Source organism: Pedobacter gandavensis, assembly GCF_032678745.1.
Classification (GTDB): Bacteria; Bacteroidota; Bacteroidia; order Sphingobacteriales; family Sphingobacteriaceae; genus Pedobacter; species Pedobacter gandavensis_C.
Genome location: NZ_JAVTST010000001.1, coordinates 1,285,904 through 1,311,419 on the forward strand (window position 1 = coordinate 1,285,904; position 25,516 = coordinate 1,311,419).

The following is a 25,516-nucleotide window of genomic DNA, read 5'->3' on the forward strand; positions in this document are numbered from 1 at the left end:
GTTAGGTTAAAAATTGGCAAAAAAAAAGGTCTTTACATCTAAAATGCAAACCCTTGGTCTTGGAGTTAATTCAGAATTCTCTGGAAAAGCGTGGTAGTTGAATTATCAGGCTATGAAATCTGCTGTAATTTACTTCATTTGGCTCCGAAAACAAAAATAACCTTATTTTCGAAAAATAAAACTAATTAATCAAATTAAAGCAAAGCTTTTTCAGCTAAAGCTCAAAATTACCTGGTATTTCTACCAGAGAGACAAGAAAGCAATCAATTTTTCTTTTCATATATCATCTCTAAACATCATTAATGGCAAATGAGTACGGTTAGCCAGGCTATTCGTTACGCTCTGATGGAAGAAACCTTCAAGAAAACCATACACTTTTGGAATAGTAATCAATAATTGTGCTCCTTTCTTATCGGCAAAGTCTATAATTGCAGCGGTCACATTATCGTCGGGTATATAGTGGTATTCTGCCTGCTGCTCATCCCATAACTCATGAAGTAGTCTCAACTGTTTCAATTCGTCTGGCTCAAAATCTCCATTCCTGCGGTCTACATTTAAGATCAATAACTTTGCCTGCAGGGCATTAACAAAGGTTTTAATCGCATGAACCGGGGTTAGATCGTACACTTCTTTTAAGTCACAGGCAAAAACTACCCTTTCTATTTTTTGGAATACCGCTTCAGGAGGTACTACCAACAGCGGGGCGAGACAGCTTTTTGCCAAATCCAGGGTGTTACTGCCCACAATTAAGCGTTCCAACTTACTTTTTCCTCTCATTCCAACTACCACCAAACCGGTACGCAATTGCTGAACGAGTATATTTACTGCGGGTACCAGGGTCCGGTCGTCATTTCTGACTTCTATTTTAGTCTCCGGTAATACCTGCTCCACCAATCTTTCCTTTATTGCTGTAATTTTCTCCAGACTTCCCGCTTCAGATTCTGTAAATCCAGGACCTACGGGGGCAAAACCAGTAGTAGAGGGCATTAAAATAGACTCATAAGAATGATAAAGCACGAGCTTAGTACTTTTTAACTGTCTGCTCAACAAAGCAGCATAAGTGGCCGCATTATCCGCAGCCTCTGAAAAATCGGTCAAGACCAAAATATGCTTTGCCGCGTAAAATTTGTACAGTTGCTCTTCTATTGCCGCTTCCAGGGCTTCAAAATCTGCATCAGAAAGTTTTCTTTGTCCCCGCTCTACCAATTTCCAAATGCCGTTCACAGAACGGTCCAGCACAATGGGATCGGGTTCATTCGTCACCATTTCAACTTTAAATCTTCGGGAATGATGGGCCGTGGTTACAATTCCACCTAACTCCAAACTCCCGGCTTTAAATTTCACAAAAAATGTTTCCATGTCGTTTTCTCCTTTCTATACTCAAGTCTCATCTCCTTTATTAGGTAAAGTCCCAAATAAGGTATCCCAAAGCATCGAACTGACACCAAATGCTTTATCAGGATGCTTATAATGATGAAGATGATGATTTCGCCATAATACTTTCATATATTTTGGTGGCCGAAACGCATGTATCGCATAATGAATTGAAACATAAATGAGGTACCCTGAAATAAAACCGGAGAAAAATAAAAGTGCATAACCTGCCGAGCCGAAGAGCAATAAGGAAAGTCCATAAAACAAAAGTAACACCAGCAAGGCCATCAAGACGCTAGGTACAGGAGGCATAAAGAGCCTGTTCTTATCCCTTGGATATTCATGGTGATTTTCATGAAAGATATAAACCAGACGCTTTCCGATCTTAGTTGTCGCTTCAAAATGAAATAGAAAACGATGGACAAGGTATTCAAAAAATGTCCAGGTAAACATTCCGACAAAAAATATGGAGAGTACCTGAGCTAAAGAATAATGATATTCGAACCAGACATCATACAGTAAAAAGACGATCAAGGGAATATAGATGCCATAAATCACCCAGGGACGGGTCTTACTCAGCATTTCCAGGTAATCATTTTTAAAAATCCTGGCTTGTCCTTTGTTATTAATATTTACCTCCTTCATCACCCTCTCCTTTCGTTAAAGCAATCACAATCAGAGCATTAATACAAAAAAGCTATAAAAATAAAATGGCTACCTGTAAAACAAGCAGCCATTCCTATTGGTTTTAAAATTCGACTATTTCTTTTGACTGATTGCATTCGCCAGATCCATCGCTTTTTGCATGTCTGGAATCCCATAACCGAAAGGAATTACGGGCTGATTCGCTCTATCAGCAGATTTACGAATCACCTCTCTCAGCTCTGCTACGCTCAGTTTCGGGTAAGCCTGCCACAAACAAGCCACTAAACCACACATAATCGGACTCGCATAAGAAGTCCCGCTTCTGATCTCTACCCCAAAAGGGCCAATCACCTGGGCATTCATACCTACTGCCATTACATCTGGTTTCATACGACCGTCTATGGTGATCCCGAACGAACTAGCGCTGTAAAGATTTCGTTTTGGATCTACCCCACCCAAAGTAAGCACATTGGGAGAATCGCCTGGTGTACCTATCCATTTCGATTCATTTCCAGCAGAAACCACTATAAAGATTCCCTTTTCCGCTGCAAAATTAGCCGCACGACTTGCAATAGCGGTTTTACCATCCATATCTTTCATCGTGTATCTCGCCGATTCCAGGTAATACAGGTCAGTATAACCCAGAGAGGTATTCACCACATCCACTCCTACACTATCGGCAAATTCAATGGCCGTTGCATAATAATCCTCCTCAACCGGATACTCATTGGCTGTATCCTCTGAGCGTAGCAGCCAATAACTGGCCTCAGGAGCGGTCCCAACATATTTTCCCGGCTGATTAACCGCCATGGTAGAAGTCACCCAAATTCCATGATTATCTACCGAATAAGGATCATCATTCTCGTAGACAAAAGATTTAGCACCTTTAATGTTCACATTTTTAAACATAGGGTACTTGTTCGCATTATAAAAACCTGCATCAATTACCGCAATATCAATCCCTGCACCTTTAAAACCTTTGTTGTGTAAAGCTTGTCCATTATTGGTCTGGATATTATCAAATGCTGAACCGTAGTCTATCGGGGTATTCAATGGAGGGTTCAGGTTCAACTGTGGCTGATCCACATATTTCCCCGCAGTTTTGTCTTTCGCTCTGCCCGCCCATACCAACGCCACTTCCTTGACAAATGGCAAAGTTTTGTACTTATCGATCATAAACTGGTCTCCAGTATGTACGGTCACCGTATTTAGCCATTTGCTCTTTGCAACAATCACTCCTCCTACCTCTTTTATCTTTTTCAGGTAATCAGTCGAAATCGGCAAATCACTTTCATCAATCGGGATGTTTCTTTTCCTACGTCTTTCAATTGCTTTTGCAGATAGGAATCTTTCCGGCTGTTGCACTGAAAATTCGGAACTTCCTTTGTCTGTTAGCACCAGACGATATTTATATTCATTTTTATCTGTCACCGTTACCTTGCATTTTGCAGATCCTTTTCCGCTGCGCAATGTGGCAACAATCTCTGTTACCCCGGCACCTTCAGGTGTTGCCACGCCAAACTCATCCACCACCGCTATTCTAGGATCATTTGAAGTCCAGATTACTTCTGTCGACTCTCCTGGAGCCAAATTGTTAACCTTCACTTTTAGTTGAATGTAAACACCGTTGAGTTCTTTTTGGAGGGTAATTTCCAGGGGTTCCATTACGATCTTGTCGAGTGGTTTTTCTGGAATGACTACAGGTACATCAGATTTCTTACAACCCGTAAAAAGCAAAGAAATAAAGAAAACAGCTATAAATAATGAGGAAAAATATCGTTTCATGACGGCGTTTATATGAGCTACGAAAATAGTCGCATTTTAATTTAAATTCAAGCGCTTCTCGTAACAATAGAATCGCAGTCCGGGCCTGAAAGCCAGATCGATCTCTCCTGCAAATGCATATCCCAATTTAGGGAATAAACGCTGAGTAGCTTCGTTCTCCGAATTGGTATCAACCCTCAACACCGGAATTTGGCGTTCTATCGCTACTTTTTCTGCCTGTTGCATCAATGCCAGAGCAATTCCTTTGCCTTGATGATCCGGACTTACGGCCAAACGATGTGTTACAATCGCGGTTTCATTAAGGTCCCAGCCCACTTGTGCATATTCCTCATCCTGATCGGTAGTAATCGCGGCAATCCCGACTACTGCCCCTTCAATATCCGCCAACCAAAGCTGCTGAAGGTCGATGTCCTTTTCGAAAACTTCCGGGTTCGGGTAAGTATCGTCCCATTGCCAGTTCCCGGCAGCATTCATTAAAGGCACTACTGCTTTTACCAGCGCCATTACTGCTGGAACATCATTCAAAACTGCTTGTCTAATTACCATAGCTGGTAAAATTACTAAAAAACCTTATTCGATAATTTTCGTTAGCACCCCAAATCTTGGCGGTTTCTTTCCAACTACATGCTTTTCTTTCACCATCATCCCTTTTTTATCATACCAGACATCGTCATAAACTGTCGGATCACCATTCAACTGTCTACTTCTCAGCACATGATAGCGCCCACTCTTCCCCATCACCTGTATCCGCTCTTTGCCAAGATAAACGTAAGACACTTGCACATGGTCTATCTTTTTAGTCATAAAGTTTCTTCTAATGCCGCCAACCACTACTTCTTCCCCTTTTTTGGGTTGATACTTCCAAAACCATAATAATGTAGAATTCCTTAGCGCAGTACCATTCATAAAAACAGTAGTGTCTTTTCCCATAAAACTCAGCCTGATGCGATCCGGAAAGACCTTCATAAAATCTTTAGCATTCTCCGTCACAATCGGCATTCCGACTTCATCATAAAAGGAACTGGAAAGTAAGTGATCGGGATTTTTGGCATCATAATCCAACATATAAAATTTACCGGAATCGGTTGTCAGCCTCGAAACCACTCTATTCCATAGTGTGATATCCGGTGTATCTTCAAAATAATACTTCATCACATAGCGAGAGGCCTTATGCTTATTCAGCTGCGCTGCAAGCGGTTTAGATTGTGCAAGGGCTATTGCATTATAGCTAAAAACCAATAAAAGGGCTAGGATACATTTCATAATTGAGCGTTATCATTTGTCTCAGTAGACACCTGTTTTTTGAAAAAGTTGCAAAACAGCAGATTTAGGGAAATCTATCATGGCCTGGAATGATGAAGCCATGACAATCCTCCCTCCAATAAGCCAATAGTATTTCTTAATTTTGAAAATCACCATTTTAAAACCTTCGAATGAAAGTATATCAGCATATCAAACGCAGCTCCTTCCTTACGATTCTTATTGGATTTTTACTATTCAGCACATCGGCAATTGCACAAAGCAATAGCAAAACAATTCCTGCTGTAGAATTCCAAAATCAGTTGAAAACGAATAGCAAGGCGGTGATTCTTGACGTAAGAACTCCGGAAGAGTTCAATACTGGTCACCTGGAGCAGGCAAAAAATTTGAATATTTATGATCAATCTTTCAAAGCGCAAATTTCGGAGCTGGACAAAACGCAACCTATATATGTGTATTGTAAAGGTGGCGGAAGAAGTGCAAATGCTGTAAAGCAAATGCAGGAGCTTGGTTTTACTAAGATTTATGAGCTAAAAGGAGGTATTATGGCATGGGAACAGAATGGTTTACCTTTAAATAACATAGAAAAACCAAAAACTGACCTCTTTACCAGTACTGATTTTGATAAAATGCTGAAAGCAAATAAAAACGTATTGGTGGATTTCTATGCAGAATGGTGCCTGCCATGTAAACAAATGGAACCGATCTTATCGAAGTTAAAGAGTCAATTTCAGGGCAAAGTGGCCATCGAAAGGGTAAATGTTGATGAAGCAAAATCTTTAAGTAAATCCATTAAAATCGAAGGACTTCCTGTAGTGGCTATTTATCGTAATGGCATTGAAATAAAACGTGTTACAGGATTTCAATCTGAACAGGATCTATTAAAATTACTTCAAGAGTTGAAATAACCCCAATCCCTGGAATTAAAACCCCAGCCATTCCAAAAAGGAGTTTTTTAAGCCGAAGGCAAAAAAAACAGTCTCAAGAAGAAACATTACTTATGTTTTAGTGTTACCAATTTAATATCCCTGTAAGTAGTCGGGGATAGTTAACAAGATGGTAATCTAAACATATGAGTATAACTTCTGGACTTAAAACAGCGCTTTTCTTCCTTTTATTAAGTGTAACTATTCCAATTTATGCGCAGGATGTTGCGCCACGTTATGAAAGGGATAGCCTGGCCAGTACGATTGAAGAATACCCAGTGGCAAAGAAACGATTTGGACGGGCAGCGGCATCCCTGGTGCTTGCAGAGCTAATTCCCTGGTCTTTCAGTAAATTCATCACCAAAAGAGACTTTTCAAATGTTACTTTAAATAGTATCAAATATAACCTGAAACCCAAAAACTGGGAATGGGACAATGATGCTTTCCCCACCAATCAGATTGACCACCCTTACCATGGAAGTGTGTTTTTCAATTCCTTCCGTTCCAATGGATTTACCTTTTGGGAATCCGCTCCGGCAGCATTAGTAGGAAGTTATCTATGGGAAACAGCAGGTGAAAATCAGGCATTTTCCAAAAATGACATCGTGAACACCACTTTCGGCGGAATTACCATAGGCGAAACGGTACATCGTTTAACCAGAAAAATACTCCAAACGAAGAGAAGAGGATTCAGAAGATACGTCAATGAAACCATTGGCATGGTCATCAATCCTACCAATGGATTCCGGAGAATTACGGATGGAGAATGGGGAAAAGTACCCGGCAGATATGAGAAGTTAGACTCTACCCTCCTTCTCCTTGAGGCGGAAGCGGGGATCAGAAAGGTTAACATGAAAGATGATCAGGCAAATTTTGGTGTTTACGGTAGATTAAAGCTTTTATACGGGAACCCATTTGAAAATTACAAAACCCCATTTGGCAGTTTCATGATGAATGTAGAAGTTGGGCAGGATGACAGTTCCTTTGTGAATTCTGTAAATATTGTAGCTCCTGTAAATGGTTGGCTTTTGAGTGCCAATAGCAGGAACAGACACCTGATGACTATCAATTCAAATTATGATTACATGAACAATCAGAATTTCTCTTATGGCGGACAAAGCATTTACATCAACCTCTTCTCAGAATTCGGACTCAATACACAAGCCAGGATCAAAACTTCCATCGGCATGGGACCGATATTAATTGGTGCATATAGGGAGCGGGAAATTTTCAATAGCAGGTCTTATGACTTTGGTGGTGGTGCTGGTTTAACCGCCAATGCAGAACTGAATCTGGCTGATAAGTTTATGTTTGAACTCCATTACAACACCCGCTTACTGGGTACCTGGAATGGCAATACTTCCAGCTATTTTTCGCAAAGCATTGCCACGGAGCTGGAATACGTATTGAGCAAAGAAATCTCTTTTTCTACTGCCCCCGGTATATTCCTTATCCAGGAAAATTATAAGGATGGTGTAGATATAAGCCGGAGTATTCCGAGTTTAAAGGTTGGCTTTAAATATCGGATTGCCTACAATTAAGCTTATTGATTCCTGTTGAATAGATTATTGGTCAAACAATTTGGCTTTCAAATCCGGATAACGGGTTCTTCCGATAGGAATCACCTCCCCATTTTTCAAGATCAGGTCGTACTTGCTTCCGGAATTGACCATGATCTTTTCACATTGATCAATTGCTACGATATAGGATTTATGCACTCTTTCAAAGGATTCAGGAAGTAAAAGTTCCAGTTTTTCTAATGATTTATCGTGCAACTCCGACTTCCCGTTACTCAAATGAAGTTCTGAATAAATACCAGCACCTTTAATGTACAGCAGGTCTTTTGTTTCAATCATGGAAATCGCGCCTGCTTTTTTCACTGCAAGAAAACGGGTTCCCTTGCCTTTGCTTTGTTCAGGAGTCGAAATCCGCTGAAATGCTTGGGCCAATCTGTTTTCATCAAATGGTTTTGCTACAAAATCAAGCACTCCATATTCAAATGCGGTGATCGCTTTTTCTGTATAGGCAGAAATCACAATCGTATGAAAAGACCTGGATACGACAGATGCCAGCACTTCAAATCCGTCTTCACCATTCAGATTGAGGTCTAGCAGCAAAACATCAACCTCATTTGCTGCTAAAAAAGACAAGCCATCAGCAATGGAGTCGCAATGATCCAGCTGCTTTAGTTTTTGTCCAAAAAAGCTACGTGTCATCCGTTCAATCCTGGCGGCGATTCTCGTTTCATCTTCTATAATCAGTATTCTCATTCCTTTTCGTATATGGTTATTGTAGTCTGCCATCCTTGTTCTGTTGCTTCAGAGCTAAAGCTCCAGCGATCCCCATAGCTCTCTGTTAATCGGGCTTTAATGTATTTAAAACCTGTTCCCCCTTGTTTTCTGCCCCTTTGTTCCCGGTTTTCGGCGATGGTCAATAAAGTATATTGTTTAAATTTCTCTTGTCGGATAAAGTTTAGTTGAAAGCGCACACTCCCATCCGGTAATGGTTTACTATGACTGATCCCATTTTCAAGAATCGTATGCAGGATGGCGGCTGGAATCTTTTCTTTAGGATCAATTCCTGAGTCCGACCATTGATATTGGACTTCTTTGCGGAATTGCATCACTTTCATGTGGACTTTACAGAGTTCGATTTCCTTTTCAATAGGGATCAAAGTTTCATCTGCCATCTCATTCAACAAATCAAATTCCGTAGAGAGTGCCTGGATAAACACCACACCTTGTTGTGGCGACTCTTCAATCCAATCGATTAGGGAAGTGAGCGTGTTTTTAATGAAATGCGGCTGGATATTCTTCTTAAGCAGCTCCGTTTTTAGTCTGGCAGAAAGCAATAAGGCGGAATTGTATTCATTTTCGGCATCTCTGGTCCTGATGGTGTGCAGGTAAAGCATGCATAGAATGATGATACTGAAACTCACAAACAAGCTAAAATCAGAATAGGAAAAATGGTCGATCAAAGCCGAGACCAGTAATCCGGCCATCACAATACCTGCGCCTTTTTCTTTTTGAAGAATGGCATTCCCCACCACCAGGAAAGCACCAATCCACATCACGCAAATGAAATACCAGGCGGTAAGGTCATAACTCCCGTAATGGTAACCGTAAATACTTAGGAGCGCCACCAGCAATATACCCAGCAATAACCAGGTACTTTTGAAATGAAATTGAATACTAAAATACAAGGGAATAAGCAGGGCAATTACAAAAGTGAGGAAACCGATGATCTGGAGTCGCAGGTAAAATTGGGTATAAGGAATGGTGATGTAGAATTTAATGTATTCTGCGAGCAGCAGGATAAAAAAAATAAAGCAGGTGATACAAAATATGAGGATTGCATAATCCTTTTTCCTGCTATTGACGAAAACAAAGAAATAGTACAGCGCAGCGATTAAAAATACCCCCGCGATCATACCCATAAAAGAGGCTAAAATGAGTGGAGCTTTAATCAATTGATCGTAAACACCGATTGTGATAAAGACCTCGCGAAGATCATGACTCAAATAAGCCTGGGATGCTCTTATTGCGACTAAATGATTTCCCTTTTTGGCCAGCGAATCAGGAATCATAAAATACGTATCTGCTGTGCCTGGAACTTCTTCCTGACCTGACTGTTTAACCAGGCCGTTCTGACCGATCCGCCGTCCATCCCAATATACTTCAAAAGCACCAAAAGCATGAATTTTTAAGCCGAGGTGCCCCTCCTTGCCTACTCCCTTTAGTAGCTCCAGCTTTACGCGGGTCCAATAGACCCGGTCCTGGATATCTACCCGTTCTTTTGTCCAATTCTGATCCTCATAGGCTAAAGATGCCCATTGAAGGTGATCGCCAGATTGGTAAACCGGATCGGCGATCTCCGCATATGGCATCACATTACAGGAAGAAAAAGAGACTAAAAGGAATACAAATAATAAAAAGCGGTTCATAGGGTAAAGTTAGGCGGAAAATCAAGGAGAAAAATGCAGTTCAAAAGGATATAGAGCAGTTGACACGTTTTAATCCTATATAAATAATTCCGCTTCTTAATCTTGTGGTATAAATCAAAACCACCATGAAACTACTGATATTTTTCCTTTTATCACTAAGTTGTTTTTTAGCAGCAACAGCACAGCAAACTGACATTAAAAAAGTTGACACCTTGAAAGAAGTATCCATTACAGTGGATAAACCCGGAATTAGTCTGAAGTTAGACAAGAAAATATTTGTAGTTGGCAAAGACCTTCTATCTCAAAATGGCTCTGCCAATGAATTACTTAACAACCTCCCTTCAGTAGCCGTTAGTCCGAATGGTGTGGTTAGTTTAAGAGGAAATAGTAGTGTACTGATCCTAATCAATGGCCGCAAAACAGGCTTAACCCAGAGTAATGCACTCGATCAGATTCCTGCCAGTCAGATTGACCGTGTAGAAGTCATTAGTAACCCATCTGCGCGTTATGATGCTGCCGGTGCCGCCGGAATCATCAATATCATCCTAAAGAAAAACAATAAAGCTGGTTTTACTGGTCAGGTAAAAGTCCAGGGCGGTCTTCCTAATGACAGCAGGGTAAATCCGAGTCTGAACTACAAATCAGATAAGATCAATTTGTTCTCCACTTTTGGTCTACGCAACACGGATTATGATGGACTGTACCGTTCGGAGCAATCGATTTTCCGTCAGGATCAACCCACATCTGTTTACCGACAGTTAAAAAAAGAAGACCGTCATGACGATGGGAAGCTCCTATACCTTGGAGCTGATTATTTCCTGAATGAAAGCAATACCATCACTGCTGCATTCTTAAAAAATGCGACAAAAGACCACGATAAAACCGCTTTAAACTATGAATACCGCAATCAAAATGCAGACAGCGCCTTAACCAGACATGGAGAATCCAGAGAAAAAAGGTCTTACAACCAACTGGAATTCAACTATACCCGCAGTTTTTCAGCGCCAAGAAAGAAGTTCAGTATAGACCTACAATACGATTTCTGGAACAGTGAGAAAGATTGGAATCTGAATACCAAAAGAACTTTACCTCAGGAGGAAGTCCTGCCAGGAATTAGAACAAGAGCTTCAGGAGCGAGTAAGGATTTTCTTTTACAGACAGATTTCGTACAGCCTGTAGATTCGAATTCCGTATTTGAATTTGGCTTGAAGTTAGAAAACAGACGTGTAAGCAGTGATTATCTCGCTGAAAAACAGGAAGGAAATGACTGGACAGTGCTAGACCAAATCAACAACAGCTTAACTTACAAAGAGCTGATTGGGAGTGGCTATGCGCAATTCAACAGCAAATGGCATCAGTTTTCTTACCTTCTGGGTTTACGTGCAGAAGGGACTAAAGTCCGCATTGAGGATGATGCCCATAGCTTTCATCACCAAAAGGATTACCTCCGTTTATTCCCAACAGTTCATCTCGGTTACCAGTTTAAAGCGGGTACAACGTTGCAGTTGAGCTATAGCAAACGGATCAACAGGCCTTCGCTTTTCCTATTGTATCCATTTAATGAGATTACCGATTTCAACGCACAATACACGGGGAATCCAAACTTAAACCCTTCTTATGCCAATGTTTTTGAGCTGGGCTTTTTACAGCGCTGGCAAGATATCAGCTTCAATCCATCTGTATATTACCAATCCATTGCAGATCCAATTCAAGACTATACTTATTTAAGAGCAGGAAACACCTTCATCACCAGCCCTATTAACATTGATCAGGAAATCCGTAAAGGTTTAGAAATCTCCATCCAGTATCAACCTGTAAAGGTCTTGCAGCTCAGTGCAGAAATGAATGTTTACGCCTTTAAGCAGCGTGGATTTTATCAGGAGCAGGATTATGATTTTTCCGGAACCATAGCTACCAGTCGACTGAGTGTAGGTTTGAAACTCCCAATGCGTTTTGCTTTTCAGGGTCGCTACAATTTTAGCAGTGCAGAAAAAAATGCACAGAGCAGAACGGCAGCAGTTCAGGGCTTAGACCTTGCAATCAGTAAAAACCTGTTTAAGCAACATGCCAGTATCGTGATTGATGGAACCAATATTTTAAATTCCCGTAAATTTAAGACGAATACCACTGGCAGTAATTACCAGCTTCATCAGGTAAACATTCCGAATGCTGCGCGTTACCGCATCAGTTTCGTTTATAAATTCAACAATAAGGAAGGCCAGACGGTACGTCAGGCAAAAACCGGAAACCGGAGTTAGTCTATTTTAACACTTTACCGTTTTCTTCTTTTTCCCAATTGCCCCTTTGTCTTTTATTTTCAAAATATAATCAGTGGCATTTGGGACTTTACAAGAAGTACCGTTCATATCAACGGTAATGATGCCGATCTCTTTAGCAGCCTCAATTGCAGCAGCAGTTAAGGCTGCTACATAGGCGCCTACCGAAATGATAAAACCATTCATTTGATATCGAACCCGGTTGGTCGCTAGGGGTATCTCCCGAACCACCCGTTCTAACAATGCTTTCAGCTTGGGAATATCCAGTTCATCATCTGGCTTCAAGGCAACCAGATTACTCAGCGTTGCCCAACCAGCAGCGACGATGTGTTCTTCTTTATCATCGATCCATTCTAAGGCCAATTCCCATCCGAAACGACTCCCTGCAGTAACCCATGGCACTGTATATTCTCCAATATTAGACGAAATGGCTTGCGTTACCCAAAGCTGCAGCTCTTCTTTTGTCATCTTCTTATCGTCGGCAATTAAACCGGCGAGATACATCGCATCTGCATTTCCAGTCGCATAAAGGTCTTTTGCGAGCTGGTAATCCATTTTAATCTTTTTCTGGATCGGTTTCATATCCCCAACTCTTACGCCGAAAAAAGGTTCCCTTACGCCATGTTTCAATAAAATGTTTTTGATCTGCTCGGAGCCTTTGGCTTTCAACTCCTCCATGATTTCTTGTACAGTCATACGGCTATCTTTTTAGGTCGTTCCTTAATTCGCATCTTCCTTATTCGAATTTAAGATAAAATCTGGTGAAAGCTTACTACAACAATAGAATGGTTATATTAGCCTTGCGCTAAAACTCATGATCATGCTTGAATATCTACCAGTCTACCTGCCTATTTTTTTTAGCTTAACTACGATCTTAATGCTAATCTTGTTTCATTGGACAATAAGTGGTTCTTCTGCTTCAATTCAGGGTAAAGCGGGCCTTATCACCACTCTACTATCCTTATGGTTGGTTTTACAAGCCAGTTTAGCCATAAATGAGCTATATAGTGCTGACACAAACAGTATACCACCAAAGATTATGTTGCTGGGCATCCTGCCGATGTTGCTGGTTATCCTTTCCTTATTTATTAGTCGCAAAGGCAGAATTTTCATCGATAGTCTTCCCTTAGAAAGAATTACTCATTTAAACATCATCCGTATTCCTGTAGAAATTGTGCTTTACCTGTTATTTTTAAATAAGGTCGTTCCTGAAATGATGACGTTTGAAGGTAGAAATTTTGATATTCTAGCTGGTATTACCGCGCCATTAATAGCGATTTACGGTATAAAGAAAGGGATTTTAGGTTCCAGAATCATTCTTACATGGAATTTCATTTGTCTGGCGCTGCTGATTAACATTATCATTATTGCTTTGTTCTCGTCCATTACACCTTTTCAGAAGTTCGCATTTGAGCAACCCAATATTGCATTACCAAATTTTCCTTTTGTATGGCTTCCAACTTTTATTGTACCTATTGTATTGTTTGGCCATCTGGTTTCCATCAGGCAATTGCTCATAAAAATCCGTTCTTGAATCAGTTAAGAAAAATACGGATACTATGATTCTTTGACCGCGAGTGATAAAATATGAACTGCTTCTTCCAATTCCTGGGTACTCAGATTTCCGAAGCCCAATCTCATGGCAGTAAAATTATCCGTCTGATACAACAATTCCTGAGGCAGGTGCAGGTTCCTTTTCAGGCAGTTTTTACTGATCCTCATCAGGTTGAGCTGGGGGTTCCATTTTGTCCATACGGATAATCCGCCGGGTGGCGAAGCAAAGCTCAGCTCTTCTCCAAGCTCATTTTGCAGGAGTTCCGTAAAAACATCCCTCCTTTCCTGATAAATTTTCACTGCCTTTTTAAGGTGCCGCTGAATTTCCTTTTCCTCCAGCAGTTCCGCCAATGCCTGTTCCATCAACATATCACCCTGGCGGTCTACCAGTCTGCGGAATTTCGCCATTTCCCGAATCAGGTTTTCAGGAGCGATCAAATAACCGGATCTAAATCCTGGTGCCAGCGATTTACAGAAAGATCCTATATATACTACCATCCCATTCGTATCTGCACTGGCAAGGGGCAATACTGAATTTCCATTATAGTGAAAATCGTAGTCGTAGTCGTCTTCCAGGATGATGAAGCCATGTAATTGCGCCAACTGCAACAATTCTACCCTTCTTTCGGCACTGAGGGTAACCGTAGTTGGGTAATGGTGATGTGGCGTCAAATATAGCATCCTTATTTTCTTCGTTTTACAAAGTTCTCTTATGGCTTCCACAGATATTCCATCTGCATCTACCGGTACAGAAATTATTTTGCCTCCGGATTGCTGGAAACACATATTGGCTAGGTAATAACTCAAATCACCCACAATAACCAGATCTCCAGGCTCGATCAACATACTGGAAGCCATGTAAATACTCATATGAATCCCTCTGGTGGTCAGGATATTGTTTTTATTGATGTGTAAACCTCTGGTATTGTTGAGGTATTGCGCCAAAGTTTCCCGGAAGTATTCGTTCCCCTCGACATGTGAATAGCCAAAATGCTTGTAATTGGTTTTACTTTTTAGAATTCCACCATACACTTTAGACAACCGTTCCAGAGGCAGGAGCCTGATATCGGGTAGGCCATCATTAAACTCCAATCCGACAGGAGCTGTTACGGTTAGCACATCCAACAGGATACTTTGCTTAAATCGGTAGCCGGTTTCCGCTGGATAACTAGTCAGAAACTTTTCATCGTAAGGTTGCAGTGCCGTATTTTCCTGCGGACCCTTGCTACTGACGAAAGTGCCCTTATTTGGCTTGATTTCCGTCCATCCTTGTGCATCCAGCTCATCATAAGCCGCAATTATCGTTTTTCTATGGACATCCAGGTCTTTTGCCAGGCTTCTGGTGCCAGGCAACTGAACTCCCGGTAAAAGTACCGCCCTTTGTATCGCATTGATCATTTGATGGGCGATCTGAAGGTATACCGGACGATCTAATAAACGATCGATACGGATGATGCTTTGAAATGGAATTTGAACCGGACTACTCATAAACTTAAAACTGGTACCTATTAACTGTCCGGCAAGGTAATACTTTTGACACAAACAAATGAAATCAATGGAATTAGAAGAATTGCTGCAACAGATAGTGAACGATGATGAAGTGCATGCCCGTTTCCTCAACACCCTCTCTTTACAGGAAAATATCGGGGCTAGAAAGATCTCTGCGAACGAACAGCCGGAAACATCGACCTATATGGTCTTAAAACATGCGGCTGAAGAACACCGTCATGCCTTCTATCTGAAAAAACAAATTACCCGTTTAAATGCATCTGCTTGTCCGACGTATGAACCGGACTACCTATTGGCACCATACAGTAGTAAATACTACTTAAACAAACTGGATCTACTGACCAGTCGCTATTTAAAAGACACTTTACAACTGCATGGATCAGCATTGAAATTTGCTGCATACCTACTGGTGACTTATGCAATTGAAGTGCGGGCGGATGAGATTTACCCGATTTATCAGGACGTTTTAAGTAAAAACAATAGTAAAGTAAGCGTAAGATCCATCATTTTAGAAGAACAGGGTCATTTAGAAGAAATGATTGTTCAATTGAAAACCTTCTCTCCTTCCTGGGAAGAACATGCGAAAGAAATCATTGCTATAGAAAGCAGATTATACCACAACTGGATTGCTGATCTCTCGAAGAACATACCCGCTTAATCCCTTATCCATATCGACAACCAACGAAAAATATATCAAATGAGTACTAATAGCATACGTAACGACTGGTCTATCCAGGAAATAGAAAACATTTACCACCAGCCTTTATTGGAACTTGTGTATCAGGCGGCCACGGTACACCGGGAATGGCATAAAGCCAGTGAAGTTCAGGTTTGCACCTTACTTTCTGTAAAAACTGGCGGATGTCCGGAAGATTGCTCTTACTGCGGTCAGGCGGCACGTTACCATACCGGTATCACAGTAAAAGCATTGATGGACAAAGATGATGTGGTTGCCATCGCACAAAGAGCTAAAGATGCAGGTTCTTCCCGTTTCTGTATGGCTGCAGCATGGCGCGAGGTGCGCGACAACCGTGATTTCGACAAAATTATTGAAATGGTAAAAGGTGTGAATGAAATCGGTCTGGAGGTTTGCTGTACCTTAGGAATGATCAATGAAGCGCAAGCTGAAAGGTTGCAGGAGGCTGGATTGTACGCTTACAACCACAACCTGGATACTTCAAAAGAATACTATCAGGAAATCATCAATACCAGGACGTATGATGATCGTTTATCAACGTTGAACAATGTTCGCAAAGCAGGGATTTCAGTATGTTCAGGTGGGATTATTGGTCTTGGGGAAACTCATGAGGATAGAATCCATATGCTCCATACTTTATCAAATTTAGTGCAGCATCCAGAATCAGTGCCTGTGAATGCCTTAGCAAGGGTAAAAGGAACACCTTTAGCAGATTTACCAAAAGTAGATACCTGGGAAATGGTGAGAATGATTGCTACTGCAAGAATCCTGATGCCAAAAGCAATGGTGAGGTTGAGCGCAGGAAGAGCAGAGATGACTACTGAAGAGCAAAGCTGGTGCTTCATGGCAGGTGCAAATTCAATTTTCACGAGTGAAAGTGAAGAAATGCTGGTGACACCGAATCCAAAATTAGACGACGACCGTAAGATGTTTGAATTGCTAGGCTTAAAACCAATGCAGAAAGACAGGGTAGCTTCGGCTACTGTCAAAGCATAGCCCTTAGGGGGGTTAAATGTCAGGATTATTGACATTAAAGGAGATGAAGTTTTGCCCTTCTCTCCTTTTTTTATACCCTATGGTATGGAATATTCCCATAAATTTCCTTTTATCTACTGATCAAGAGGGCGGACTGTCTTTTTGCTTTGAAAACCGACTTAATAGACTGATTTTTTGGTTTATTTTTTTGTTATGCGGTGTTTTAAATACTTGTTTCTTAAGGGATCTTTTATCCTGATCAGTTTTAGTGGTCTTATTGCTGGATGTAGTCGGTTTTTCTTGTGGTTCTTCAGAAGAGTTTTCCGATTCCATTGATTTTAAGTTCAAAGATCCTGCATGTACACTGTCTGAAATTTCTGTTGCATCCTCATTGACGAAAGAAATATAGGCCTCCATGCGACTTCCTGCAAGGCTTGGGTCTATTGCGACCACCTCCCGCCCTTCATGTCTTCTAGATCCACTCATTACCGCAGTAGAGACTTTTGCATCAGGAAAATGGATGAGTAACATGGCACGATCGTTTCTATGCTCCCAGAGTAGGTCTGCAGGAACTTCCCATTTGAATTCTATACCATCTGCATGTTTAGAAATCTCGGTTTTACCTGCATTTAATAGGCTTCCCATGCTCAATAGGGCTTTTGAATAGTCGATCGAGATGTTTGGATATGTTCCTTGTACAGCGTGTTTTTTATTGTAGGATACTGCTGCATTGTAAAAATTCTGATCTGTTCCGGCAGTGATTAATTTAAATCCTGTACGGATAAAGTTTAAATGAGCTCTTAAGAATTCATTTACTACCGTCATTTTCTCACAATTGGCTTTTCTTGCCGGAGTTAAGGCCTTTCCGCTATGTCCGATTGTTCGGACAATTACCTTTCCGTTTAAAACATAACCGACCAGGTTGCCCACCCGACCAGTAAATCCTCCAAATAATCCATTATTTAAACTACCCATAAGCACGTTTTTAATTGATTTACAACAGTTTGCAGTTGTAAGATACGATTCCCTTTTAATATAAGCTCAAGTTGAGGTTAAATTAAATTAATAGTATTTAGGGCATCAAATAGTCCTTGAATGGTCATTTAGACCAATGAATGACCTATCAACCACCTATTTGATACTTATTAAAGTCTTAGTAAATTAAAGAGCAATACGACCTGATATACTATGCAGTCCGAAGGGAACGTCTCTCCTCTTATTCTTTAAATTAGAGATGTTTTATTGATGCTACTTGAATTGTGGCTCTTTTCTAGCAGAATGGAATAATTTATTCAATTTTTTATCGTCAAACAAATTACTGATGATCAAATAGATAGTACAAAAATAAGGTATTAAAACGTAGATAAAGGCGGTTTATTATGATAATTTTATTCTTAATTAATTGTTTTTTAATATTTTTTTCTATCTTTGCAATCCCGAAACAAGGGAACATAATTGATTCCGTAGCTCAGCTGGTAGAGCATTACACTTTTAATGTAGTGGTCCTGGGTTCGAATCCCAGCGGGATCACGAAAGCCTCAGAGAAATCTGAGGCTTTTTGTGTTAAAAATATTTCTTCATTTTCCAACATCCCATAACGACCATATGGGTCACATCAGCATGCTTGATATTATAAGACATATCCTCTAATTGAAAATAGCATCCACTCAGTAGTCAATTCAGGAAATATGGAAAAATTAAAATTTCCCCTCCAGTTCCTCATCAAATAATTCATAAAACAAGTTCTGCAATTTATGAACATGCTGTAGGGGTTTAAAATCACCTGTATCGTCATTTGCCGGCACCTGTTTATAACATTCGAAATACTCATCCTCTTCAATATGATATAAGAAAAAATTGTAATCTGGATGTTGATAATAACCATCTCCATTGTCATTAAACCCGAACTCGGTCACCAGCCATTCTTTTGTTATGGGAATGGGCTTAAGAACATCAGCCGGCTGAGAAAAAGGTATAATATCCGTAAACGGGTAATTCAACATTGTTATTTTTGATGTATCTATTCTAAGGACTTCAGCAAATACATTATCAACGGCAATCACATAGTTACCCAATCTTAATTCGTTTCTTTTCATTCCTTAATCGTTGATTCCAGTCATTTTGGATAAAACCTAAATTTTGCAGACAATCCCACAATGTGGAAACTGCTGGTCGGCTCTTTGGATTATAGCCTCTGCTGTAACCATACCAAAGAACGGTAATCTAGTAGAAATCTGTCATAAATTAGCGAAACATCATTAAGATTATAAATAGACTGAATCCTCCATAGATTACATACTTACTCATATTTAACAAAAAAATAGCCTCATTTACCTGCTTTAAAACTGAAACATCATTTGTCAATAATCGGAGTTCCTTAAGTTCTTTTACATTAATCCGACCACTCCAATGGCGAGGTACTTCAATTATCTTAGTTAAATCTTTTATAATAGCATGGGTTCTAAGTAAAGAATAACCATAAAGAATGAAAATAATAACTGTTATTAGCGTGTAAACATTCATATCCATCTTGTTTTTTTCTTTTTATCCTTATCGCCTTCTTTTTTCTTTCGACGGTGTCTCTTTCTTAGTTGGTTCCGACTTTGGCAAAATGTCCTTCAACGAATTTACATATGCTTTGATTTGTTGACTAGTAACCACATAACTTTAGCTGTCGTTGTCATTGCTCCTGAAAACTATTGTCTTCATATTTCTCTGCTAAGGTGAATAAAATTCGTACTATTTTAATCGTTTCAACGAAGAAGTTTTATTGTTATTAAAACCATCAGCTGTATTTGTTGTTTACCTGGTATAAACATTACAACTAACAGACTATGACTATACGCAAGGAATGTCGTTAGTTTCCATATCCTCTCCCCACCTCGGTGAATTCTTTTTTCTGAAAACACCAATAAAAAACAATCAGAAACTGGTTTGGTTCCAAAAAACAACTAATACTCAATTTCATCATACTTATCTATCCTCCTGCAATTCAATAAACGCTCATAAAGTGCGTCCTTTTGTGCATGAAGTTTTTTAAGTTCGTCTACTGTTTCAATTAGTTTATCTAATGGATTGAAAGTACACTGTTGTAACCCGCTATAGTTGCTTGATGAACCTTCATAATTATTCTGAATATTATAAATAGCAGTTTCCTCATCAAAATTCCTGATCGCTGCTTCCGGCACATTTAATATTCCAGCAATTTTCTCCAAAAGACCTTCATCAATCTTTTCCCTTGATTCCAGGACTGAAATCTTTTTCTGGCTCCATTCCTCGCCCAAAGAAGCGGCAAGCCCCTCCTGTTTAATCCCCATCATTTCACGGAATCGCTTAATATTTCTGCCTTCATGGGCTTTATTTGACCGATCAGTTCTACTACTCATATAATCTATATAAATCAAAAAATTAATTCTTCAGTTGTGTATTAAAAATAAATCAGCCAATAGGTTTTATCCACACCAACGAATACCCGGGCTCTTAAGGAACAATACCAGGATATTTTTTTATTAAAAAGAGGTGTATTTAATTCAGCTGCTGGAAATGGTGCTGCTGCAAGCTTTTGAAAGCCGGCCAGGTGGTGTAAATGAGTTACTAAACGAATATAACTATAATGATTGATTTCCCCTGACTATATCAGCATCTAAAAAATGCGTCAAAGCGTCTAAAAAATGAGCTTAAAGATTAATATAGACATGTTGGGTTTTGGTTCTTTGGCTTGAACTAATTAAAGCCTAACATGAAACTACAACCAACAATTAACAATCCGCATTACCAAATTGCCTCCTTTTTCTACTGTGATGAAAACAACATGGAGTCTTTCCGTTTTGGAATGATTGACCTGGTAAAAACAGCCTGTTCCGATCGATACTACGGCAACCAGAAAAACCATCATCACAACCATCAACAGTTTCTCAAGCTATTAGAGCTGGCTCATGTGCTACAGGATAGTCAGGAAGATTTTAAACTAAGAATTAATCACCCGCTTTACAGATTTTGTGACCGCCCTTTTTCCGCTTTAAATTTCCCCACACTATCAGATATAGAGGTAAATAATATTCGTTTGTTTTTTGAAGAGTTCTTCAACTATAGGGATTTGGAAGCCTGGAGAGGGATTTTAGATGCGCTTTTGAACTGTAGCCACGGGAAAACCAGCTTAGATAAAAGCTATAATTCAAAATTACATGAATCAGTACTGATCAGTGAATATATAGCTAAGATGATAGAGGCCATGCGTTTGATCTGTGAAACAAAATCACTGCCTTATATACTATTACATCATGCCGGGGATTTCAAGACTGAGGAAGAAGAAAAAAAGAGCCTTTCGGCAGTAATTAACTTCATAGCAGATGTGATTGAGCCGGAAATGATCTATTGCCTAAACCACCAAACCGACAACGATGGCAGAGACCATGCCGATCTGATACTGGTTATCCCTGAAGAATACCCGCAAAAATTCGAGGAAATTAAAAGGGTGATTAATTTTGTCTTTTTAAAGCACCTTCATTTAAGCTGCACCTTATTTAAAAGTACATTTTTCCATAAAATGGTGACTGAGGGCCATATCTATTTCAGCATGGCCTGTAATACCGAAAGCCTGGTTTATCACGATACCAGTAAGCCCCTCCCAAAATTAAGAACGGACAGAAGACAAGAAAAAATAAAAAAAACCAATCATGATTTTTATGCCGGATTTACAAAAGCCAGAACTTTTTATACTGCTGCTGAGGCTTACCGGAATAACAACGTGATATTATCGGCCTTCATGCTGCACCAGGCAGCAGAGTTATGCATAAATGCTTTAATCAAGTCACTAACCACCCAGGATAAGTCGACGCATAGCATAGGAATACTGCTCCGGTTCAGCCTGCGCCTCAGCCCTAAATTAGCACTTCAAATGAACAATGGCAGTGCCGAAGATGAACGCCTGCTAACAGTATTTGAAGGTGCTTACCTGGGTTACAGGTATTCCGAAAAATACAACATCGATACTCAAGACTTAAATATTCTTTTTGAAAAGGTTAAAACTATGCATGACACAGCCGAAGAAACCTTTCTGAACTGGATGGACAGATACGAACGCTTACTAAATACTGCCAAAAATGAGCAATAAGGACACACAAGATACTCCATTAAGGAAAGCCTCTACTCCTTATAAACTAAAATTGAATAAGGATACAAAACTGCCTGATCCTGCCGATTTGTTTGCAGTAGAGGAATCAATAATTGAAAACAATTCATATTTCAACTATAAAACTATAAACTTTAAAGGCCGGACAGTTACCATACGTTCAGGTTGGCCTGAGCACTATGACCAGGAAATTAACATGATCAAAGACTATCTTCTGGTATCCTGCAATTGCGGCAGCGAAGTAATCCGGCTTTGCCCCCACGTAACCAGACTATTTACCCGCATGATAGAGAGAAAGGATCACGAATTCTTCGAGTACTTTAAAAAACACCCTTTTTCAGATCCAATTTTCTTTGATAAGTACCTAACGCTGAAACCTCACTATGAACATGATGTTAAGGCTGTTCCTAAGCCAGAGTATGGCCACATTTACAACTTTGAGGATGACATAAATGCGGAAATTTTTGCATCATATCATTCATTTTGCCTCTCTCCAACAAAAATTGAAGAAGAAGAATCAACCATAGTTGCCTATGCCATAGCAGCGCATTATGATTTTTCAGTTCCTTTTCTAATTCCTTGCAGGGCAATAATAAATACCGAAAAAAAAGATGTAAAATCCTTTGGTAACTTTTATGATCCTGCATTAGCACCGGAACGACTAAATTCAGCAGAGAAACTACTGCATTCCCATAGTGTTGATTTCAGTCGGCTCCTAAATTTCGAAAAAGCACATAAGCAAAGCAGGTATGTCAGCAATGAAGAAAAAACAGAGATGCAGCAGATTGCTTTCAATGAATGGAAAAGGATAATTCCTACGCTAAAGGGCCAAAAACATCTTTTTTACCATCGTTTTCACCAAAAGCTGCCTTTTAAGGGAAATCTTGCAAAAAACACCATGAGACCGATATCTTTAGCAAATGATCTGGTTTCATTTAGTTTTAAGCTATCCGAACATGAGGGGCATTACCAACTACGCTATAATGCCTGTGTAAACGGGCAAGATGCTGAAGTCGATGAGGTATTACCTCCAAAAGAGCCATTTTTCTTTTCCCTGAAACATGCCCCGGGGATATTTTACCAGTTCTTTAGCCTGGAAGAAGGGAAGGCAATAGGCGAATTGGTTAAGGCAGGGGGAATCTTTACCATCCTTCAGAAGGACTTTAAAAACTTTAACAAAGACATTTTATCAAAACTTGCACTTAATTATCCAATAACTTTCCAACTGGCAAAAGAAACAGAGTCAATGATATTAATCCCTAAATCAACTCAAATCAGGGTTGAAGATAAAGGTGAGTATGTTGCCTTTATGCCTACCATTGTTTATAGTGAAGGTTTTGAGGTAGCGGTTCAATCCGGTGGTACTGAAATGCTCCAATTTAAAAATGGCTTAGTTCAGGTGCTGCAGCGAGACAAGGCAAATGAAATGGCGTTTAAAACATTTTTCATGGCAATGCACCCTGCATTTAAAAAGCAGGATGCATTACCGTACTTTTACCTGTCAAAAGACACCATTAGAAATGAATTCTGGTTTCCCAAAACAATCCATTACCTCAATGACCCGAATGTTAGTTTTACAGGCATGGAAAGTCTTACTGGTATTGATTTCCAAATCGAATTGCCTGACATATCTGTAAACTTAAAGGAAGAAAAAGGCTGGTTTGACGTTGAGGTTTCGGTAACTTTTGGCAAGATCAAGCTTAGCCCTGAAGAAATCCAGAAAGCCCTTAAAAGTCGTACCACTACCTTGTATCTGCCCAATGGAAAAATGGCGCATTTACCCGATTCCTTTTTTAATCAGTTGACTTCGGTTTTCCGAAGTGGTACACTGACCAGAAAAGGTGTAAAACTTGCCGGACAACACTACACGCTAATTGATCAGTTATACAATAAAACGGAAAGACCTAATCTGGCAAATATGGTAGCTGAAAGGGAAAAGCTGTTCAGTGAGCAGGAAAAAATACCATTGGTACCAGTTCCTGACAACGTGAATGCCGTCCTGCGGCCATACCAGTTAATGGGCTATAGCTGGATGTGTCACCTGCATTCCTTAAAATGGGGAGGCCTGTTGGCCGACGATATGGGGCTGGGGAAAACTTTACAGGTACTTACCCTGCTCCAACACCTCAAAAACAACGGCTTATCATCAGCCCCACATCTGCTAATAGTTCCCACGTCCTTACTTTATAACTGGCAGGATGAAGCCGATAAATTCTGTCCTGAATTAAATGTGCTGATTTTTCATGGAGCGGATCGTGAGAAGAAGGTATCTGAATTAATGAAATATGATCTTATTATTACGTCCTATGGCACTGCTGCTGTTGATGTAAAGTTTTTATGCAGCATCAAATATCATTGCCTGATCCTGGACGAAGCACAAGCCATTAAAAACCCCTTCTCACAAAAGTTTAAAATGGTGACGCTCTTTGAGGCGCAGAACAGACTTGCGCTTACCGGAACTCCTGTAGAAAATAGCGCTTCCGATCTCTATGCACTGATGAATTTTGTAAACCCCGGTTTTTTTGGAAGCATGAAAATGTTTAAGGACAATCTTTCGCCAAAGGGCGATGACCAGGATGTCGGGCGGACGGAAACTTTACTAAAAATGACGAAGCCTTTTATTTTAAGACGTACCAAAAAACAGGTAGTCACTGATCTGCCGCCTAAAACGGAAATGACCCTATGGTGCGAAATGGAGCCCGCCCAGCGAAAAATTTATGATCAGTACCGGAAACGGTTTAAAGCTTATCTGACTGATAAGATTGACGCCATCGGACTGGAAAATTCTAAGCTATATGTGTTGGATGGGTTAATGAAACTCAGGCAGATTTGCAATTCACCAGTGTTAATGAAAGATGCCCCTGCCTTTGAGGAGACTTCCTGTAAAATCGCGGAACTGATGGAACACATCATGGAGAAAACTACGGGCCACAAGCTATTGGTGTTTTCTAATTTCACCGGAATGTTGACCCTGATCAGAACAGAGTTGGAAAAGCAAGGCATACCTTATGCCTATCTGGATGGTAAAACCAAGTTGGATAAGAGAAAAGCAGCTGCAACCACTTTTCAGGAAGATGAGGCTTGCAGGGTATTTCTGATCAGTTTAAAAGCCGGCGGAACAGGGCTTAACTTAACTGCTGCTGATTATGTATACCTGGTAGACCCCTGGTGGAATCCTGCAGTAGAAAATCAGGCTATCGACCGCTGTTACCGGATTGGACAGGATAAACATGTGATGGCTTACCGGATGATCTGTAAGGGCACCCTGGAAGAAAAAATCTTAGCTATACAGGATAAAAAAAGAAAACTCGCAGGTGAATTGATCCCAACGGATGCAGGAATATTGAAGTCTTTTGGGAAAGATGATTTGTTGAAATTATTTGGATAGATAATGACCGGGTATGTAAAACAAACTGTGTCAAGGCGGTGATTCATTAGAGT

At 40.1% G+C, this 25,516-nt stretch carries 20 protein-coding genes and 1 tRNA gene; 9 read left to right on the forward strand and 12 right to left on the reverse strand.

The annotated features are described in order from the left end of the window. Positions 1-276 precede the first annotated feature (276 nt). The 5 genes from R2S10_RS05240 to R2S10_RS05260 form a co-directional block, all read right to left on the reverse strand. Positions 277-1,359, reverse strand: coding sequence for a universal stress protein (locus R2S10_RS05240; protein WP_316839392.1), 1,083 nt, complete (start codon positions 1,357-1,359; stop codon positions 277-279). Between the two features lie 21 nt (positions 1,360-1,380). Further along, complete coding sequence (locus R2S10_RS05245; protein WP_316839393.1) at positions 1,381-2,019, reverse strand: sterol desaturase family protein; 639 nt, start codon at positions 2,017-2,019, stop codon at positions 1,381-1,383. A 114-nt stretch (positions 2,020-2,133) separates the two neighbouring features. After that, a complete protein-coding gene (locus tag R2S10_RS05250; RefSeq protein ID WP_316839394.1) occupies positions 2,134-3,804 on the reverse strand; it encodes a S8 family serine peptidase in 1,671 nt (556 codons plus the stop codon). Between the two features lie 36 nt (positions 3,805-3,840). Further along, complete coding sequence (locus R2S10_RS05255) at positions 3,841-4,350, reverse strand: GNAT family N-acetyltransferase (protein ID WP_316839395.1); 510 nt, start codon at positions 4,348-4,350, stop codon at positions 3,841-3,843. A gap of 24 nt (positions 4,351-4,374) precedes the next feature. Next, the gene (locus R2S10_RS05260) at positions 4,375-5,067 is read right to left on the reverse strand and encodes a hypothetical protein (protein WP_316839396.1); all 693 of its coding nucleotides are present in this window, start codon (positions 5,065-5,067) and stop codon (positions 4,375-4,377) included. Between the two features lie 170 nt (positions 5,068-5,237). On the opposite strand from R2S10_RS05260, the gene R2S10_RS05265 reads away from it, so the two are divergent. Together R2S10_RS05265 and R2S10_RS05270 are read left to right on the forward strand one after the other, a co-directional pair. Beyond that, the gene (locus tag R2S10_RS05265; RefSeq protein WP_316839397.1) at positions 5,238-5,972 is read left to right on the forward strand and encodes a thioredoxin domain-containing protein; all 735 of its coding nucleotides are present in this window, start codon (positions 5,238-5,240) and stop codon (positions 5,970-5,972) included. A 164-nt stretch (positions 5,973-6,136) separates the two neighbouring features. After that, positions 6,137-7,531 carry a DUF3943 domain-containing protein gene (locus tag R2S10_RS05270; RefSeq protein WP_316839398.1) on the forward strand — a complete coding sequence of 465 codons (1,395 nt, stop codon included), beginning with the start codon at positions 6,137-6,139 and terminating at the stop codon, positions 7,529-7,531. A 24-nt stretch (positions 7,532-7,555) separates the two neighbouring features. On the opposite strand, the gene R2S10_RS05275 is transcribed toward R2S10_RS05270, so the two are convergent. Together R2S10_RS05275 and R2S10_RS05280 are read right to left on the reverse strand one after the other, a co-directional pair. Then, positions 7,556-8,260: a LytTR family DNA-binding domain-containing protein gene (locus R2S10_RS05275; protein ID WP_316839399.1), complete on the reverse strand. Its 705-nt coding sequence runs from the start codon at positions 8,258-8,260 to the stop codon at positions 7,556-7,558. Continuing rightward, positions 8,257-9,933: a histidine kinase gene (locus R2S10_RS05280; RefSeq protein ID WP_316839400.1), complete on the reverse strand. Its 1,677-nt coding sequence runs from the start codon at positions 9,931-9,933 to the stop codon at positions 8,257-8,259. The genes R2S10_RS05275 and R2S10_RS05280 overlap by 4 nt, the downstream gene beginning before the upstream one ends. Positions 9,934-10,058: 125 nt before the next feature. On the opposite strand from R2S10_RS05280, the gene R2S10_RS05285 reads away from it, so the two are divergent. After that, entirely contained in the window at positions 10,059-12,191 is a 2,133-nt protein-coding gene (locus R2S10_RS05285) for a TonB-dependent receptor domain-containing protein (protein WP_316839401.1), read from the forward strand. Between the two features lie 6 nt (positions 12,192-12,197). On the opposite strand, the gene R2S10_RS05290 is transcribed toward R2S10_RS05285, so the two are convergent. Further along, on the reverse strand, positions 12,198-12,905 hold the full coding sequence (locus R2S10_RS05290) for a DNA alkylation repair protein (protein ID WP_316839402.1): 708 nt from the start codon (positions 12,903-12,905) through the stop codon (positions 12,198-12,200). Between the two features lie 124 nt (positions 12,906-13,029). On the opposite strand from R2S10_RS05290, the gene R2S10_RS05295 reads away from it, so the two are divergent. Then, positions 13,030-13,743 (forward strand): hypothetical protein, encoded by a 714-nt coding sequence (locus R2S10_RS05295; RefSeq protein WP_316839403.1) that lies wholly within the window; start codon positions 13,030-13,032, stop codon positions 13,741-13,743. Positions 13,744-13,766: 23 nt separating this feature from the next. On the opposite strand, the gene R2S10_RS05300 is transcribed toward R2S10_RS05295, so the two are convergent. Next, positions 13,767-15,251, reverse strand: a complete 1,485-nt coding sequence (locus tag R2S10_RS05300; RefSeq protein ID WP_316839404.1) for a PLP-dependent aminotransferase family protein — start codon at positions 15,249-15,251, stop codon at positions 13,767-13,769. 67 nt (positions 15,252-15,318) lie between these two features. On the opposite strand from R2S10_RS05300, the gene R2S10_RS05305 reads away from it, so the two are divergent. Together R2S10_RS05305 and bioB are read left to right on the forward strand one after the other, a co-directional pair. Next, positions 15,319-15,930: a hypothetical protein gene (locus R2S10_RS05305; protein WP_316839405.1), complete on the forward strand. Its 612-nt coding sequence runs from the start codon at positions 15,319-15,321 to the stop codon at positions 15,928-15,930. A gap of 39 nt (positions 15,931-15,969) precedes the next feature. Next, a complete protein-coding gene (gene bioB, locus R2S10_RS05310) occupies positions 15,970-16,965 on the forward strand; it encodes a biotin synthase BioB (protein ID WP_316839406.1) in 996 nt (331 codons plus the stop codon). A 120-nt stretch (positions 16,966-17,085) separates the two neighbouring features. On the opposite strand, the gene R2S10_RS05315 is transcribed toward bioB, so the two are convergent. After that, positions 17,086-17,919 (reverse strand): DUF6266 family protein, encoded by an 834-nt coding sequence (locus R2S10_RS05315; protein ID WP_316839407.1) that lies wholly within the window; start codon positions 17,917-17,919, stop codon positions 17,086-17,088. 482 nt (positions 17,920-18,401) lie between these two features. On the opposite strand from R2S10_RS05315, the gene R2S10_RS05320 reads away from it, so the two are divergent. Next, positions 18,402-18,474: transfer RNA gene (locus R2S10_RS05320), tRNA-Lys, on the forward strand. A 167-nt stretch (positions 18,475-18,641) separates the two neighbouring features. Here R2S10_RS05320 and R2S10_RS05325 read toward each other — a convergent pair. Together R2S10_RS05325 and R2S10_RS05330 are read right to left on the reverse strand one after the other, a co-directional pair. Continuing rightward, positions 18,642-19,040 (reverse strand): hypothetical protein, encoded by a 399-nt coding sequence (locus R2S10_RS05325; protein ID WP_316839408.1) that lies wholly within the window; start codon positions 19,038-19,040, stop codon positions 18,642-18,644. An 855-nt stretch (positions 19,041-19,895) separates the two neighbouring features. Further along, positions 19,896-20,330 (reverse strand): helix-turn-helix transcriptional regulator, encoded by a 435-nt coding sequence (locus tag R2S10_RS05330; protein WP_316839409.1) that lies wholly within the window; start codon positions 20,328-20,330, stop codon positions 19,896-19,898. A gap of 353 nt (positions 20,331-20,683) precedes the next feature. On the opposite strand from R2S10_RS05330, the gene R2S10_RS05335 reads away from it, so the two are divergent. Next, the gene (locus R2S10_RS05335; protein WP_316839410.1) at positions 20,684-22,057 is read left to right on the forward strand and encodes a HEPN domain-containing protein; all 1,374 of its coding nucleotides are present in this window, start codon (positions 20,684-20,686) and stop codon (positions 22,055-22,057) included. Continuing rightward, entirely contained in the window at positions 22,047-25,463 is a 3,417-nt protein-coding gene (locus R2S10_RS05340; protein ID WP_316839411.1) for a DEAD/DEAH box helicase, read from the forward strand. The genes R2S10_RS05335 and R2S10_RS05340 overlap by 11 nt, the downstream gene beginning before the upstream one ends. The last annotated feature ends 53 nt before the right edge of the window (positions 25,464-25,516 follow it).